The organism is Labilibaculum euxinicum (assembly GCF_963678175.1).
Lineage (GTDB): Bacteria > Bacteroidota > Bacteroidia > Bacteroidales > Marinifilaceae > Labilibaculum > Labilibaculum euxinus.
In genome coordinates this window covers 1,364,764-1,382,266 of record NZ_OY782756.1, presented here as the reverse complement: position 1 = coordinate 1,382,266, position 17,503 = coordinate 1,364,764, and the positions used below count along the sequence as shown (strand labels likewise).

The following is a 17,503-nucleotide window of genomic DNA, read 5'->3' as shown; positions in this document are numbered from 1 at the left end:
AAATTTAACAGTAATAATCCATTTTATTCATCAACTATATTAGTACAGTAGTGTAACATTTCCGCGCTTTTGTACAGAACTACCATCAAGGAAGGTCACTTGCAGGAAGAAAACATAAACATCCATATCTTGTTTTACTCCACGATAGGTACCATCCCATCCTACATCTTGTCTGTTCGATTGAAAGATTTTATGTCCTAATCGGTTATAAACAATCAAATTCATTGAACCTATATTGTTACCCCGAACAAATAGAACATCGTTTTTACCATCTCCATTTGGAGAGAATCCGCTGGCTAATCCAACAAATTGATCACCTTCCGGATAAATTACATTTATCGTATCCCTTCCCATACAACTCTGTTGATTGGTTACTTCAACCCAGTATTCTCCTGCCTGACTCACATTTATAGTCTGAGAAATATCATCTGTTGACCAACGGTAGAAACTACCATTATTTTCAGCATCAAGAGTTACATTTTCTCCGGTTTGAACAATAAGGTCTTCACCAAGATCCACAATAGGAGAAGGATTAACCGTTAATTCGATACAATCTCCTTCTGTATTACCAAATGGATCCGTTACATCAACACAATATTTACCTGATTGATTGACAAGGATTCCCTTTTCAGTTGACTCTGACGGTATCCATTTATAAATAGGATCAGAAGTAAATGTTCTATCAATAATTGGTTCAAGATACACTCTGTCACCCTCACAAATCTGAATATCACCACCTAAATCTACAGAGAATTTATGACCGTCTTTTCTAACAACACTAATATCATCTGTATTATAACATGAGTATTCATCTGTAACCTTCACAGAATATACATTTTCCTCACTTACCGATATTGTCTGGGTTGACTCTCCGGAACTCCATTCGTAAACCAAACCTGATCCTGAAACTCCGGCATCCAAAGTCGTGGTTTCACCATCGTATAATGTGATATCTCCACCTAAATCAACAATTGGTAAAGCATGCACAATTACTTCAATTTCATCGGTTTTTTCATTGCCTTCATCATCTCTTACCGTTACCGAGTAAATTCCGGACTCACTCACGGTAAGTGTGGAGGTTCCTGCTCCATTTGACCATAGGTAAGCATAGTTTTGCGAGATGCTTGGATTGGGATTTAGAATCACTTCTTCCCCATCACAAATATTCTTGTCGGCACCCAAATCAATAGCAAATACATCACTTGCGCTGCTTATAATAATTTCATCAGTTCCAACACAACCATTTAAGCTGGTTACATTAACACTATACGTATTGCTGTTATTCACGCTTATGGTCTGACTTGTCTCTCCTGTCGACCAAGAATAGGTTAATCCCGGATTTCCTGCATCCAACACCTTTGTTTCAGCATCAGCCAATTCGTAATCCGCTCCCAAATCAACAACCGGAGCTGTTAACACATTAACATTTACTGTTGCCGATGATGATTTACCTGTTTCGGAATCAGTTGCTGTAACAGAATATGTTCCCGTCTCAGTTACGGATAATGAAGAACCTGTTGATCCATCTGACCATAGGTAAGTATAAGTTCCATCAAAGTCGATGGCCGGAGTTAAAGCTGCAGTCTCTCCTTCACAAATTTGAATATCTCCACCCAAACTAACTACGAAAGATTCAACAACACTAATAGCTGCATAAATTGTATCTCCGGCACAATCAAAAGCAGTGCGCTCCAACAATTTTATCTGATAATCTCCAGGCGTATTTCCCCATTGAACATCAAAACTTAATTCACTATGGAACTTATCGCTTAGCTTCTTCGTCTTTTCATTTAGGACTGTTGCTCCGCCTGGAACAAAAAGTTCATAATTTTCATTCTTCTCGATGGTTGCAGTATAAGACTGAATTGTTCCAGCCTGAATTACCGGAGCATAATCACCAAATAAAGTATTTGGTAAAGCCATTACATCAACCTCCAAAGTTTGATTAGCAAGATCTTCTGTTACCGGTATTCCTGATAAAGTCTTCGCCTCAACTAATAAAATCTCCGCTCTGTGTGTTTTACCCGTTGTATTTGGAATTTCAAGTTCAAACTCAAAAGTATTCACATACAGTTCCTCTGCTCCAACAGGCATTACTGCAGGTGCACGATCGACTGAAATTTTAAATGTCCATGGTTTAGGACCATTATAATTAACGGTAATATTCACTTTACCATTTGCATCTCCGCCATTATTTGCAGAACAAACATAGGGTACCTCTAAATCATCAAACTCAGCGGTTGGAGCTGCGCCATCAACTACCACGATCATGGTTAATGGATCACCAAAACAATGTGTCCCTAAATCCTCCGGATATACTTTCACCTCATAATCACCTTCGTTAGCGAATACATAATCACCGGATTCAAATGTTTTTGATGCAAGATATGCTACTGAACCGCTAGATGTATGTGTTACTGACCAATGATATTCATAACCAGTAACTTCATCCACCTTAAAATTAAGTGTTGTTCCCTTAACCACATACTGCTGTGCCACAACAGCCCATCCTCCCAAAAGGATGGCTATTGCAGTAAGCAGTGTTTTATGTAGTAAGGTTTTCAACATTTATTTTAAAATTTAGCTTAGTTCAAAGTAAGATTGGTGATAACTGGTAAAGGATAAACAACAATATTTTTATCGTTATCCGCAGCATTAACAACCACATCATCAGCTGATTTTGCAGAGTTAATTACAACTTTCCAATTCTGAGGTGTTGTTTCATTATTAACAAAATTATGAACTACATCAATAATATAATCACCATTCAAATTTGCGACTTCAACATTATCAAATCCAGCAACAACAAGATCATTATTATCCAAAATTGAATACGTTAATGTCCATGGCTGTGCCCCGGTATAAGTAACAGTAACAGGTGTACTTCCATTAGCAGCAATTGTAGTGGCTGCAGAACAAACTCCTGTTACATCACCTGCATCAGCAAACTCCACAGTTGGGTCACCTAGTACTTGTATTTTTTGCTCAAACGGTTCACTCTTACAACCATTCACATCTGTTGTAACTACTGTAACAGTATAGATATCAGCTACAGTTGGCCAAGTAAAAGTTACAGTATTTGTTGTTTCGGGAATAGTTACAGTCGTTCCAGTCCCATCACCAACAACAGTCCAAGCGAAAGTATTTCCAAACGTATGTACTGCGGTCAACTTTTGGCTTGTGCCTCCAGTTACCTGTGTTTGGGCTGATACAAGTCCAAACGCAGTAAAACAGAATAATATTGATAAAATTATTTTTTTCATAGCTATCTAGTTAATACTAAAATACAATGTCAACAATAGTTGGAAGGGCATTTGCTTTCCATACATGAGTAATAGGCGTTGATGCAAAATCATTAATTGCGCCATTTCCATCGCGTAATCGATAAATATTAATATCAAAATTTTGATCAACTTTTGGATCTGAACTTAACAATTGACTTGCAGGGATAGTTATGGTATATGTACCAGCTCCTGTTGTACTGCCTAAATCAACATTTAACCAAGCTTTAGTACCTGTTCCAATAGCATACTCAACCTGAGCTTGTTTAGTTGCCTCATGAACCAAATTAGTACCTGATAAAGTAACATCAAAAATCACATCTGATAAAGAGATGTTTACAGCACAATCTTCAGTAGATGCAGTAGGTGCAAATGCAAAAGTCATATCATTTACAGAAGTAACAATAACTGTTAAGGTCTTATAGTTATAACAACCAGTTCCTGTATTTAACTGCTTCAAACGCAAATAATATGTAGCAGGTGATGCTACAGGTTCATTCCATGTTATGGTTAGATCTTTAGTAAGATCTGTTCCTGCTGAAAAAGTATATGTATCGGCAGCAGGTAAAACCGTGGCTGTACAAGCTACATCAGAAAATACTTCCCAAGTAAAAGCATCCGTACCAGTTGCTTTATAGGTATGAGTAATACCAGAGTACACATTGTGAGTTGTAGCCATCAATTCGCCATTTTGAGCAAATGAAGCTATGCTTGTTGTCAGAATTACAAACGTTGCAAGTAATATTTTTTTCATATCAGTAGTATTTAAAGTCTAATTAATATTCTATATCGTTAACTATTGGTAATGGATGTATTGTTCTTGTATGAATTTCTTTTCCTGTTACCACATTTAACGTACCTCCATACCTATTGGTTGCACTCATTATGGTTATATGATTTATTGTTTCATTTATTTCATTTTCAATAACGCCCGCTACATGGAGCATTTTATCTGCAAAATTTACAATTGCAGTTCGATCAGCAGAATCCCCATCTAAGCGATAGTTCACTGTAATCGGGTATTGTGATTCCGGCAATTGAGTACCTGAATCGAACATTGTTACCATTTCTGTAGCAAATTGTGGATCTAAATCAGCACAATCCTCTGATGTTAGATCTTTAAAAACAATGTTAGGTGTTGAAACTACTGTATATTTCCAAGCCTTTTTATTAGTACAACCATTGATTCCGGTTGCATATAATGTAAGATAATAATCTCCGTCACTAAGCCAATCTACAACAATGGCATTAGGCTCTCCTGTTACGGTTGCTAATATGCATTCTGAAACTAAAGCTTCTGTTGTTAATAAATTATCGGTATAAACCTTCCATTCGTAAGTTTGAATATCTGTATTCCCCGGTACTTCATATTTTACTTGAGAATTTAACACAACAGTATAAGCACCCTGCCCACTTGCCGAAGCAAGTGAGAGGATGATTATGGCAAATGCCATAAATGTCTTATATATTATGTCTATTTTCATTAAATATTATTTCTATTAAATTCCAGAAATATTACCAATTGTTGGCATATCATTGAATTGATGCGTTGCATCATTATCTGTTGCATCATTATCTGAAGCATTAGTAATAATATCTATTGTTCCCGCTGAATTAATCGTCAAAGTAAAATCAGGCGTTGAAATTGCATTTGTTACAGTTACAGTAACAAGAATGTAATCCTGAGTTCCATCAACGATATAACCAGAAGCATCTGCAATAGTTGTACCTGCAGCATCCTTAACCTCTTTAATTGAAGCACCTGCAACCAAAGCATCAAACACTACTTTCCAGCCATTAGTTGTATTTGTAAACTCACGATTCACACGATATACAATATCAGACGTACCTAAACTTGGTGTACCTTCATTCACAATAGGACTAATTGTTGTCTCATCCGGACAAGTAAGAGATTTAATATCATTTGCCACAGAAGTATCTACAGTACCAGGTGTAGCCGAACCTGTAACATCAGCAATCAATGCATTAAATTCACCCGTTTGAACAACAACCTTATAACCTTTTAGGTTCGAACAAGTACCGTCACTAACATTAAGAAACACATAATACGTACCACTTGCAGTTCCATTCCAGGTAATTGACACTTTAGATACTCCAGTACCAGTTAAAACGCCATCAGTACCCATTGAGGTTCCTGTTCCATCCACCGCTGAAATAACAAAATCTGCAGAAGCACCTCCAACAATCGCTGTAGCACCAACAGCTGCATCTCTGGATACAAACCAATCTGTAGTACTAGTTCCTACAACATTATCGAATTGATAAGTGTGTGTAGCACCGGGATAAGGCAATTCATAAGTACTTTGTGCCTTAGTAAGTTCCGAAGAGCCCACTAAAACAACTAGTGCAATTAATAATTTATAAATATTTTTCATTTATATATTTTTTTCAAATTAAATTCCTGTGAAAGATCCAATTGTTGGCATCAAATTGATTGTATGATCTGCTGTTGCATCAGCAGTTGTAAGATCAATATCAGTTACTCCTGTAACATCATCCGAACCTGTTACTAAGTTCAAGGTAAATGTTGGATTTGATCCTGGTTTATTGGTAATAACTACTGTCACAACATGTGTATTTGCAGTCTCATTAGTTACAGAGCCTGAAACTAAACCTGAAGACGAAGCTACGGTATTAGCAGTGAATTCAACAGTATTATCACTAGAAGTAACAGTATAAGTTCCGCTCCAAGCATTAGATGAATTTGTACGGGTTATTGTATAAGACAATGTTGTTTTACCAGCATCATATTCATCTGTTACATTAATATCCGTCAAATTAATTACAGGTTTCAATCCAGTTAAATCGGCACAAGTCGGATCTGTTGCTGAGTCATCAACAACTGCAAGATTAAATGCACTGGCTTGAGGCATAATATGGACAGCTTTGTAGTTACCTGGCCCAGAGCAAGGGTCTCCAGATACAGTTACTGCTAAAAACAAATACAATCCGGAAGCACCATAGTTTGCCGCTGCATTATTTGCCCAAGTTATTTCTACCGAGGCAGCTCCATTTGCCGCTCCAATAGTTCCTGTTCCTGTTCCCGTGAAAGCTCCAAAATCGGTAACTTCCGATCCTACACCATAAGCAACAGTAGAAGTACTCACATAAAATTTATAAGTTGCATTCGCCTCAACATCTCCAAATGTGTAGGTGTGCTTCGCTCCATCGTAAGGTTTAACAGCCGTACTCTGAGCAAATGTTTGGCTGGCAAAGGATACCAAACCCAAACAAATAACGAGTGATAATAATAACTTTTTCATATGATATAATTTTTTAGATTTTACTAATTAAATGAACCAATTACCGGCATAGGTGTAATTATATGAGTTACATCACCTGGTAGAGTTGGTGATACTGATGTTACCACATCAACAGCACTCGTTGGGTGAATTTTAAAAGAAGGAGTTTCTCCAGGAACATTATTCACCACGATTGTTACAACCTGAGTATTATTTGTCAATCCCGTTGCCGAAACAGCAGTTGTCGCATTGTTACCTGTAACCGAAGCACTGGTACCATTAAATGTATAAGTATAATCACCACTACCAACCTGAACAATATCAAATCCTGCATTCCAATCATTGTCATTGCCTGCTTTGGTGAAAGTATAAGTTAAAGTAGTTGTGCCTGCATTGTAAGTATCCGTTGGTGCTACAACAGCATTTAAACCTGTCAAATCAGGGCAGGAAGGACTTGCAATATCATCTATCAAAGCTAATGTGAAGCTATTCGCGATTGGCGTAATTCCAACAGCATTATAATTCTCACAAACCCCAGCACCTGAAATCTTTACAAATAAGTATACTTCGGTTCCTGTTGTTGTTGCTGCAGGCCATGCAATTGTTGCTACAGCTTTATTACCTGACACAGTTCCAGTTAATCCCGAAGTGATATAGCCCGTTAAACCAGTATCTACAGTTCCCTTTCCTCCACCAGAAGTACTGAGTGAACTTATATAAAATTCATAGGTCAATCCATCAGTAATACCATCAAATGTATAAGTATAAGTCCCACCTACATATGGCTTTAATTTTTCACCAGGATTGTTCTGAGCAAAAGTTTGAGAGGAAATCATCATGATTCCCAAACAAATCATTAATGAGAGTAATAGCTTTTTCATAATATGAAATTTTTATAGTTGTTTTATTAATTCTAATTAGTCAAAACCCACTATTTGTGGTATCATTTTCAAGTTGTGTTGTATTGTAATTGCATCTTTTATTGCACTATCTGTTCCTCCATTAGAAATTGTAAAATCAATAAGTAAAGTTGTACCAACTACATTATCTACATCTATTGTAAATAGGACATAATTTTTTTCAGAAGGAACGCTGATCACACCAGAAGAGTTTGTTGAAGTTCCAACATCTGTTATTAAAACCTTGTCTACATTAACCCCTGCTCCTCCTATCGAATAAGCAAAAGACCAAGTTCCTGCGTCACACAAGCGATCCACTCTAAATTGAACTTGCGATGTTCCTGGGGAATAAGTATATCCTGATGGAGAAATAACAGCCTGCAATCCATTCATATCAGAACAGTGATTTCCATTATTATTATCTGAACCATCACTAGTTTCAGGAGATAAAGAACCAGATACGTCAACAACTGCTATATTGTTTTCTTTTGTTACTGTCACATTAAAACTACAGCTGGCCTTATTTCCTGCCACATCTGTAACTTCAAAGGTATTCGTTGTTGTTCCAATTGGGAAAGCTGAACCCGAAGACAATCCGGTGATCTGAGCTGTAGATGCTCCTGCACAATTGTCAGAACCAATTGGTGTAGCATAAGTAACCACGGCATCACAGCTTCCAGCATCAACTACTTGCATGATATCAGTAAGGCAGGTGATCGTTGGTTTAATATTATCAGTAATAATGACATTCTGTGTTTGTGTGCTTGTATTACCCGCAACATCTTTATAAGTCCAGGTTACAACAGTGGTTCCCTGAGTATTGATCGGTAAGCCTGCATCACTTGTTACCGTTACTACCGAACAATTATCGGTTGCTGTTGGTGCTGTTAAACTTGTTACTTCACACTGGGCTGTAACATCTGATAAACTTGCTGCGTCAGCTACTGGATCTATTGTATCATTAATTACTACATTTTGAGTCTGTGTTGTGCTGTTGCCTGATCCGTCAGTATAAGTCCAAACTACAGTTTTTGATGCTGTAATAGGGAACGTTTCTGAATGTGTTCCGGTGATTGCACCGTCACAGTTGTCGGTTGCTGTTGGTGCTGTTAAACTTGTTACTTCACACTGGGCTGTAACATCTGATAAACTTGCTGCGTCAGCTACTGGATCTGTTGTATCATTAATTACTACATTTTGAGTCTGTGTACTGGTATTTCCTGATCCGTCAGTATAAGTCCAAACTACAGTTTTTGATGCTGTAATCGGAAACGTTTCTGAATGTGTTCCGGTGATTGCTCCGTCACAGTTATCGGTTGCTGTTGGTGCTGTTAAACTTGTTACTTCACACTGAGCTGTAACATCTGATAAACTTGCTGCGTCAGCTACAGGATCTGTTGTATCATTAATTACTACATTTTGAGTCTGTGTACTGGTATTTCCTGATCCGTCAGTATAAGTCCAAACTACAGTTTTTGATGCTGTAAGCGGAAACGTTTCTGAATGTGTTCCAGTGATTGCACCGTCACAGTTATCGGTTGCTGTTGGTGCTGTTAAACTTGTTACTTCACACTGGGCTGTTACGTTTGGCAAAGATGCCAAATCAGCAACTGGTGCTTTATTATCGGCAATGATTACATTCTGATTCACAACAATTGAATTGCCATTGCCATCATCAAATGTCCAAGCAATTACGTGTGTTCCCTGAGTATTATAAGTTAATGCATCACTTGTCGTTCCTGTAATTGTCCCAGCACATGCATCTGTTGTGGTTGGTACCGTTGCGGTAGCACCACATTCTCCTGTTACATCCGCTAATGTTGGGGTTAATGGATTGGTTACATCTTGAACCGTCACTGTTGCTGTGCATGTTGATACTTGAGAATTATTATCTGTTACCGTTAAAGTAACTGTGTTAGCTCCAATATTTGAGCAACTGAATGTACTTGGACTTACACTTAAATCTGAAATCCCTGAAGCATCGCTTGAGCCATTATCTATTTGTACTGCTGTAATACTAGCATTACCACTTACATCTAACTGAACCGTAATATCTTTACAGATTGCCGTTGGTGCTACATCATCTTCAACTGTTACTGTTGCATCACAAATAGATACATTACCGTTATTATCTGTCACTGTTAATGTTACCGTATTTTCCCCAACATTAGCCACACCGAATGAGGTCATACTTGCAGTCATACTTAATATTCCACAGGCATCACTTGATCCTCCATCAATATCACTGGCTACAATACTTGCATTTCCTGTTGCATCCAATTGAATTGTAATATCCTTACATATCGCTGTTGGTGCTGCATTATCTTCAACAAAAACATTTGCACTACATGTTGAGGTATTCCCTGAATTATCTACAACTGTCAGTTCAACAGTATTAGGAGATGATAATGGTAAAGATATATTTTGATTAGGAATACCTGGTCCTTCAATTACTATGGTAGCATCAGTACAACCCAAAATCTCTGGTGTAATTGTTGCGCAATCAGAAGCACCCCTCCATGCATTTGTTGTCTCGACTGTTCCACTTCCACCACCGTTAGGCAAACTAAAAAAACCACCGCAACCCAAAGTTCCTTGTAGGGTATACACCCCTGCTGGAATACCTGAACCTGAGAAGCTTATATCATACCCAAGCGTTACGGTATAATTATAACCATAATCACAAGTAGTGCCAACAGGATTAACAGAAACAGGCCATACTTCTATATTAACAGAATAACCATTACTTGAGGCTACAACCTGATTAGTAGAAACATTATCACAATTAAAATCTGTCTTTGATAATGACATTGACGCTATCCCACAGTTATCGCTTGATCCATTATCTATTTGTGCTGCTGTAATGCTAGCATTACCACTTGCATCTAACTGAATCGTTATATTTTTACAAATTGCCGTTGGATCTTCATTATCGGTTACCGTTACACTTACAGCCAGACGACTTGAGCTCAAACAACCTGTTGTCGTATTTTCTGATTCGGCATAGTAAGTTGATCCGTTAACCAAAACTTCGGTATCAGCTAAAGCAGTTCCTCCATTAGCCGCAGAATACCAATTAACAGTACTTCCTGATGGCGGTATTACACTTAAATCAGTCACAGTACTGGTACTGCATAAGGATTGAGCTCCAGCCCCTGTTGGCTCTGCAGGCAAAGAATTAATCGTCAAATTTATTTCCGCACTTGTTACAAAACAGCCATTCTCATCTGTCACTTTTACTTTCACAACATCGCCATCAACAAATGCACCTGACGACAATTGATTGTCAGAAATACTATATTGGGCATTACTTACAAGAGGATTATCATTCAAGTAAAATTCGTAAGTATAAGCTCCCGACCCTCCTGAAGCATCAGCAGTAACAGTAATTATCTCACCAATACAAACTGGGTTTTTATTTGAAGAAAGAGCCGCTACAACTTCATAAACATTAAATGACATATTACTTGTAACCAAATTCACATTCCCACACATATCTGCAATCCCCGAAGCTTCTATTTGAAGGCTTGATGCCCCAACATCTAAGATTGTCCGATCCAAAATAAAAACATACGAAGTACTTCCAACTCCTCCTGAATCGCAATTTGCCGAAGTTACATCGATAACGTTATAAGATATCCCTCCAATAGTTACAGTAATATCATTTTTATCAAGACTCCCACAAGGTATTATTTCTGTAAAGTCAACTTTTAACTCATTCGTACCATAACATGCCTGCACAACACCACTCAAATCAGGCGGGATATCATCATAAATAATTGCCGACCCTCCTTGATCAAAACTTATTGTATATCCATTATTACTCTCAGACCAATTCGAAACATAAAGAACATAATGATGATCCGGTTTCACCCTAACATCACTGTTCCATTTTGGCCCATTATTAGTTCCTGGCCCATTACAATTTCCTGAACCGCCCATATCACTATCTGCCCCAGTAGCTCCATTATTCCAATTTGAACCATAGGTATTTCCACTTACAAAAACATCAGCATCCATTCCTCTGGCTCTCAAATCTTCACAGTTTACATTGGTCACATCAAAAATCACCCAATCATAATCATCGCTTGACTGTTTAGGTGTAATCCTAAACTTCAAATCCGCATCCACATCATTCTGAGGAGTGAAAGAATACCAAATACCATTCTTCTCATCAGGCATACAAGTATTAGTGACAGCAGGAAGTTCATTTAAAACAAATCCTTGCCCCTCAATTTCAGGCGAGGGTTCATCGTAAACTGCATCACAAATAGTTTTTGCCCCCAAACAGTCTGCAACAGTAATGTTTGATCCGGAATAATATCCAATGGTAAAATAACTCGTTCCATTAGGAGGTGTGAAAGACGTAGAATATAAATCGCCGGTTGTATTGGCTAGGACATAGCTATTGATTATTCCATTCGCAACATCCTGATCATTATCAACGATCAACAGATAATTACCAACAGCATTGGGGTAAGATTTTAAATTAATTTGAAAATAAGTAGTCCCTAAACTTCCTGTCTCTTCCAACTTCCATTTGCGCGCAACAGTTTGATAATCGCCATTATCCTGCCATGAAGCGCTTGCTCCTGCATCGTCACCCCATAGTAAATAATCCCCATCTGCCAAGTCCGTTCTTGAAGCATCCTGATTCGACTTTGTGAAATCGTTAATCGTGGACATCGTAACATTGGAACCACTCGTGGATGCTGTATTATTGGTAGAAGATACTTTTTGATGCAATGCATAAGGAGAATCGACCCGAGCGATACCAGCAATATTGTTTTGATACTTGGAAGATCCATTCCAAACCTTTGCTCCGGAAGCATTCACATAATCAACCGGATTTGTTGTATTTCCTAAAGTAATGCCATATTTAATGGCTAAATAAGTTTCAATTTGTACTGGATTGGTAACAGCAGATGAAACAGCCAAAACTTCAGCAATCTCCCCAGAATATGGGCGATTGCTATAATAACCACCTAAATAATAATCGCCTGATAAAGCCTGATAACGAGTAAGATCAGCGATGTGCCACTGTGAATTATGAACCATATTGCGATCAGACAATCCATTGATTCGCCCCGTCCCTACTTGAGTGGTATTCACCCAGTCATCCCTATTATTATCCCCCTTCCAAGACTGACCAGGGATTGCCAAACGCACCCCCTTATCGCCGTTCGCACCAATTAATCCTGACAAATCATTATTAGTGGCAGGAGTTTTATTCACGACAAGCAAAGTTTGAACCGAAGCTGTACCTGAAACTGGAAATTGCCTGTTTACTCCACTAAAGTTTAGAATCGGATTAAAATTCAAACGATTATTTATTTTCGAAACATTTCCTGAATTGTTGGCGGTATGTCCATTACCACTTTGATCTGTCCAAGACGTAACATTTCCGTTGACACCAGCATCTGCTTTAAACCAAAAGCCCTGACCTACAACACTTGGGACAACAACCTCTATTCTAGCTTTCCATCCTGACTTTTTAACTGATCCATCTGAATGAAATTGAAATGTCAAATCACTTCCTGTTGATAGTACAGGACTAGGATTTGTTGTTCCACAATATTTTCCAATTAAAGAACTAGCGGTAGTACCATTTCCATCAAAAGCATTTAACCAATCATAACCACAACTACTTTCACTTTCAACATCAAAGCTCTCAAAAACAACTTGAATTTGAGTTCCTGGTGCGGACTTTAAAACGATAGTATAGTCTTTATCATTAGCATAATTCCTATTTTTACCGTCATCATAAAAATAATCTCCCGTATTTACATTAATAGAAGAAGTACTCCCCATTAGAATATCCTTTGCCAAGAGAGAACCACCCTGCGAACAAAGAATAAATAGTAGTAAAAAGAATTTTATGTGTAAATGTTTTATCAAACGTATGGGTTTAATGCACAATTAGTACTTAGCTGTTATAAAAAACATAAATTTTTCCGAAATATAAACTCTGATACGGCAAATGTTAAAAAGTGTTGTATTTTTTTTAACAAAAAAGAAAATTTTGAGCTGCAATTACCTTTAATTTGACTTATACACCAAGTCTCCATCCCAATTTAAACTATTTTAATCACAAAAAACAAGAATTAAGACATCATTTAATCGTCATTAATCAATAACAGAAAATGTGGATTTATTTCAACACATTATTCCTCCAGAAAACTCATTGACAAGCCCGTACAAAGCACGCAAAGGTATTCAACAGAATTGAAAAAAGGAAGAGTTTTTAATCTTAATTTGTATATTTTGAATTAAACGACAGTTTTTTTTCTATAAAAAGATCGATTAAAGGCTTAAACATACTTCGCCCGCTATACAATTGTCCTGGCAAGCTGTAAAAAATACCAACTATGAGATAAAAAATACCGGGCGAGGGGTATTTTACCCCTAATTTGGTCTAATAATGTCCAAATTCAACTATTTTAGGGCTCACTTGTTATCAACAAGACCTGCGTCACTATTCCGTACCCGAAAATTTAACTACAAAGAAATAAGGAATTAACTGCAAAGGGGTACAAAAAGGAAAAAGCATTAGCACAACGAAGTACGAAGAATATCAAAAAAAAGATTTGACCACGAAGGGCACAAAATTACACCAAGAAAAAAAAACAATTACGCAGGTAAACGAAAAGAAGGCAAAGGACCGTAAGTAAAAGAGCTTAAGAACAAAAATAACGTAAGGAAACAATCCATTTTCATTTCCACTGTGATTACCAGTATATTCGGTGGTCAAGAATTTTCACATCAAACAAATATAGAATTTAGAACTCTAGATCATTTTTTTTTAACACAGTGAACACAAGCCACACTGAAAAATAGTGGGACAGCTGTAATATGAGCATAAAAATGAGGCTGTCTCATAACTACGAAACAGCCTCTTTGCATTAATGTGTCAAACCCGGTTATTAATTTTTAATCTTCGTTTGTATTTGTACTGGTACTGTTTTTAGCAGAAGTGAAATGATGCTTTAAATTATCGTAGATTGGCTTTGCACCAGGCACAGCATCTTTTGCTGCCTGCTTAAGAAAATTGTAATAGGAAAGCATTGCCATGTAAGCCTCGCTGTCACTTAGGGCCGCAGTATCATTTAACATACTCAGTAAATTCTCCAATTTCTTACTTAAACTATTCAGAAACCCAGGCCTCTAAATCAACCTTAACGTCGTCTAAATTTAAATAAGGAGGCACAAATTTCAAGTTTTGATTCACACTTTGCGTTGCCCGCTCTACAAAAGTAATTAATCGTTCGCCTACAATTGGCAGATTTCGCTTTTTCTCAACAGATAATGCAACCAACAAAGGCATTAATTCTGTTTTTATACCGGCAATCCCGGTTTCGATGGCTTCACGTTTTACACCATCAATTTAAAGATTAATTCTGTTTTCAATACTCATTACATACTATTTTATCTGATTTGACTGATAGAAAGTTACAAGATTATAAACCCCAAAAATAAACACGACTGGTATATTTTTCTTATTTTACATTAAAAGTATTTTTAAAACTGTCAAGCAATTAAAAACAGCAATAAAAATTGTTTGTATTGAATTAAAAGCAAATCAATCTGAAAATCCCCTGCTATATTTGTAGTTCATACAAATCATCAAACATGAATTTAAAGTACCAACATATTTTTTTCGACCTTGACCGTACACTTTGGGATTTTAATAAAAATTCCGAGGCAAGCCTAAATCTACTCTTTAGGGATTACCAATTGCAATCAATATTTGGAAGTTTCCTGTTTTTCAAATCACGATATGAATATCACAACGGCAAATTGTGGAATGCCTATTATCAAAACAGAATAAAAAAAGAGGATTTGATCTACCGAAGATTTTACCTGACATTAAAAGAAGCAGGACTTGATGATCTTGATTTGGCAAAAGAGATTGCAAATGATTTTATCGAAATTAGTCCTTTACAAACGGCTACCTTCCCAAATGCGCATCAGATTCTTGAATATTTAAAAAACAAAGGATACCAATTGTATATTATTACCAATGGTTTTATTGAAGTTCAGGCTAAGAAACTAAAAAATTCAAAACTTGACAGCTATTTTCTGGAGGTAATAACTTCGGAAGATGCCGGTGCCAATAAACCAACCCAGCAAATATTTGAATATGCGTTTAACAGGGCCGGCGCTTTTGCAAAAAACAGCATAATGATCGGGGATGATCTTTCTACAGACATTGCCGGTGCAAAAAAAGTCAAAATGGATCAAATTTATTTTAACCCACACAAAATCAATCACAAAGACGAGCCAACATTCGAAATCAATGATTTATCAGAAATCAAAAGGATACTGTAACATGCTAACCAACATATTTGCATTACAATCTGCAATCAAATTTTAATGTTCTTCAACAATTCACAATAAAAAAGACCAATTAACAGATCAATAGTAAGCAAATATCATTTATATTTGCAGAGGTAATCAGCAAAACTTGATATGCAAACAAGTTTTGTTGCCAACATCGGTTTGTACTGTGACATTCATAAATACTTTTAAAGGGTTAGTGAAGTTACTAAGGTTAATAGATTACAAATGGTTAATAATATATTGAAACTGGTATATAACCGATGTTGAAATACGAAGGCTGCGTTTAGGGGACGCAGCCTTTTCTTTTTATACTCTATCTGAACCTACTTGATTTGGTCAGGAAAAAAATCAAAGTTAAAAGCTTAGAGGAAAAAAAAGATCCCAGATTTTTGACCTTACTACTTTTCAGACTTTTCGACTCTCCTTAGGTTTTTCTCTTTTTCTTCTTTGCTGCCGGAAACAAAACATTATTCAGTATTAGGCGATAACCAGCCGAATTCTTTTTCAAATTAAGGTCAGTAGGCGGATCTCCAACCAAGTGCTGGTAATCTTCAGGATCGTGCCCCCCATAAAAAGTCCAGGTTCCTTTCCCAAAATTTCCATGAATGTACCGCGCCTCACCAGCAGCTTTATTCTCTCCCATAATAAGTACACTAGGTTTTATCAACTCCAACTTAAAAGCAGTGGTTTGTCCCATAAAACCTTTTATCAAATTTTTGTGATTTTGACACAACATGGTTGGTACCGGATCCCATTTTGCAGAAAACTCAAACAAAGAAAAATAATCTTCATCCTGCCTTAGCTTTCTTGTTAAAGTCACATCAATATCCGAAAACTCATATACATTAGGATTTTTTTCAAGCGTAAAATTCTGAAAGGCAAATGTCTTTGAAAAATCCAGTTGAGACTGAACATCCGGCTCAATAGGATCTCCATCGAACACAGCATCACAAATATCATGTTCTCCCGAGGCCAGTGCTATATCAAAAGTATCAGTGGCAGAACACATTGCAAATAAAAATCCACCAGCCTCAACAAAATTTCTTATTTTAGCAGATATTGCTTTTTTTAAATCGGAAACTTTCGGGAAACCATATCGGTTAGCCATCTCCATATTGGACTGCACCTCATCTTTATACCATTTCATATTTCGGTATGAGGTATAAAATTTACCAAACTGCCCTGTAAAATCTTCATGATGCAAATGCAGCCAATCATATTTCGACAACTTCCCGGTCATCACCTCATCATCATAAATAATATCGTAAGGAATTTCGGCATAGCTAAGTGCCAGGGTTACTGCATCGTCCCAAGGTTTCTTCCCTTTTGGTGAATAGACTGCAATCAAAGGTGATTTTTCCAGTTTAACGGCATCCATATTCAACTCATCGCTTGATATTTCTGTCAATATTTGCTGAGCAGAAACATCGCTGAGAACAGAAAAACTGACACCTCGAATCTGACACTCATCCTGAATTTCTTTCTGGAAAGGAAGTAAAAAAGATCCTCCGCGATAATTCAACAGCCAATGAATCTGATAATCCTTTTCCAGAGTCCAAAAAGCAATACCATAGGCTTTAAGATGATTCTTCTGAGTATCATCCATCTGAATTAATAAACTTGCAGAAAAGGATGTATATGCAGATAAGGCGAAAAACAGTAAAATAACTATTTTTCGAAAAAATATTTTCGGGAACAATCTATCTTCTATCATAAAAAC

The 17,503-nt window shown here is 37.0% G+C and carries 12 protein-coding genes; 1 reads left to right on the top strand and 11 read right to left on the bottom strand.

The genetic code is table 11. The features are described 5' to 3' along the window. Positions 1-39: 39 nt before the first annotated feature. From ACY0M5_RS05915 to ACY0M5_RS05870, 10 genes are all read right to left on the bottom strand, one after another. Positions 40-2,568: a T9SS type B sorting domain-containing protein gene (locus ACY0M5_RS05915; protein WP_124993229.1), complete on the bottom strand. Its 2,529-nt coding sequence runs from the start codon at positions 2,566-2,568 to the stop codon at positions 40-42. A 17-nt stretch (positions 2,569-2,585) separates the two neighbouring features. Beyond that, positions 2,586-3,263 carry a hypothetical protein gene (locus ACY0M5_RS05910; RefSeq protein ID WP_461631112.1) on the bottom strand — a complete coding sequence of 226 codons (678 nt, stop codon included), beginning with the start codon at positions 3,261-3,263 and terminating at the stop codon, positions 2,586-2,588. A gap of 16 nt (positions 3,264-3,279) precedes the next feature. Then, a complete protein-coding gene (locus ACY0M5_RS05905; RefSeq protein ID WP_461631111.1) occupies positions 3,280-4,035 on the bottom strand; it encodes a hypothetical protein in 756 nt (251 codons plus the stop codon). A 22-nt stretch (positions 4,036-4,057) separates the two neighbouring features. Further along, on the bottom strand, positions 4,058-4,765 hold the full coding sequence (locus ACY0M5_RS05900; RefSeq protein WP_461631110.1) for a hypothetical protein: 708 nt from the start codon (positions 4,763-4,765) through the stop codon (positions 4,058-4,060). Between the two features lie 15 nt (positions 4,766-4,780). Beyond that, on the bottom strand, positions 4,781-5,677 hold the full coding sequence (locus ACY0M5_RS05895; protein WP_461631109.1) for a hypothetical protein: 897 nt from the start codon (positions 5,675-5,677) through the stop codon (positions 4,781-4,783). An 18-nt stretch (positions 5,678-5,695) separates the two neighbouring features. Further along, positions 5,696-6,565 carry a hypothetical protein gene (locus ACY0M5_RS05890; protein ID WP_461631108.1) on the bottom strand — a complete coding sequence of 290 codons (870 nt, stop codon included), beginning with the start codon at positions 6,563-6,565 and terminating at the stop codon, positions 5,696-5,698. Positions 6,566-6,588: 23 nt separating this feature from the next. After that, a complete protein-coding gene (locus ACY0M5_RS05885; RefSeq protein ID WP_461631107.1) occupies positions 6,589-7,425 on the bottom strand; it encodes a hypothetical protein in 837 nt (278 codons plus the stop codon). 36 nt (positions 7,426-7,461) lie between these two features. Further along, entirely contained in the window at positions 7,462-13,341 is a 5,880-nt protein-coding gene (locus ACY0M5_RS05880) for an HYR domain-containing protein (RefSeq protein ID WP_461631106.1), read from the bottom strand. Between the two features lie 1,032 nt (positions 13,342-14,373). Beyond that, the gene (locus ACY0M5_RS05875; protein WP_461631105.1) at positions 14,374-14,556 is read right to left on the bottom strand and encodes a hypothetical protein; all 183 of its coding nucleotides are present in this window, start codon (positions 14,554-14,556) and stop codon (positions 14,374-14,376) included. Positions 14,557-14,587: 31 nt separating this feature from the next. Beyond that, complete coding sequence (locus ACY0M5_RS05870; protein ID WP_461631104.1) at positions 14,588-14,767, bottom strand: hypothetical protein; 180 nt, start codon at positions 14,765-14,767, stop codon at positions 14,588-14,590. Positions 14,768-15,072: 305 nt separating this feature from the next. Between ACY0M5_RS05870 and ACY0M5_RS05865 the strand changes: the two genes are divergently transcribed. Further along, positions 15,073-15,771 carry a YjjG family noncanonical pyrimidine nucleotidase gene (locus ACY0M5_RS05865; RefSeq protein WP_461631103.1) on the top strand — a complete coding sequence of 233 codons (699 nt, stop codon included), beginning with the start codon at positions 15,073-15,075 and terminating at the stop codon, positions 15,769-15,771. A 436-nt stretch (positions 15,772-16,207) separates the two neighbouring features. Here ACY0M5_RS05865 and ACY0M5_RS05860 read toward each other — a convergent pair whose 3' ends face one another. Then, complete coding sequence (locus tag ACY0M5_RS05860; protein ID WP_461631102.1) at positions 16,208-17,497, bottom strand: hypothetical protein; 1,290 nt, start codon at positions 17,495-17,497, stop codon at positions 16,208-16,210. Between the last annotated feature and the right edge of the window lie 6 nt (positions 17,498-17,503).

Bases quoted from the DNA above. Each gene is read 5' to 3' on its own strand.
- ACY0M5_RS05915 (WP_124993229.1), bottom strand. From the start codon at position 2,568: ATGTTGAAAACCTTACTACATAAAACACTGCTTACTGCAATAGCCATC.
- ACY0M5_RS05910 (WP_461631112.1), bottom strand. From the start codon at position 3,263: ATGAAAAAAATAATTTTATCAATATTATTCTGTTTTACTGCGTTTGGA.
- ACY0M5_RS05905 (WP_461631111.1), bottom strand. From the start codon at position 4,035: ATGAAAAAAATATTACTTGCAACGTTTGTAATTCTGACAACAAGCATA.
- ACY0M5_RS05900 (WP_461631110.1), bottom strand. From the start codon at position 4,765: ATGAAAATAGACATAATATATAAGACATTTATGGCATTTGCCATAATC.
- ACY0M5_RS05895 (WP_461631109.1), bottom strand. From the start codon at position 5,677: ATGAAAAATATTTATAAATTATTAATTGCACTAGTTGTTTTAGTGGGC.
- ACY0M5_RS05890 (WP_461631108.1), bottom strand. From the start codon at position 6,565: ATGAAAAAGTTATTATTATCACTCGTTATTTGTTTGGGTTTGGTATCC.
- ACY0M5_RS05885 (WP_461631107.1), bottom strand. From the start codon at position 7,425: ATGAAAAAGCTATTACTCTCATTAATGATTTGTTTGGGAATCATGATG.
- ACY0M5_RS05875 (WP_461631105.1), bottom strand. From the start codon at position 14,556: ATGTTAAATGATACTGCGGCCCTAAGTGACAGCGAGGCTTACATGGCA.
- ACY0M5_RS05870 (WP_461631104.1), bottom strand. From the start codon at position 14,767: ATGCCTTTGTTGGTTGCATTATCTGTTGAGAAAAAGCGAAATCTGCCA.
- ACY0M5_RS05865 (WP_461631103.1), top strand. From the start codon at position 15,073: ATGAATTTAAAGTACCAACATATTTTTTTCGACCTTGACCGTACACTT.
- ACY0M5_RS05860 (WP_461631102.1), bottom strand. From the start codon at position 17,497: ATGATAGAAGATAGATTGTTCCCGAAAATATTTTTTCGAAAAATAGTT.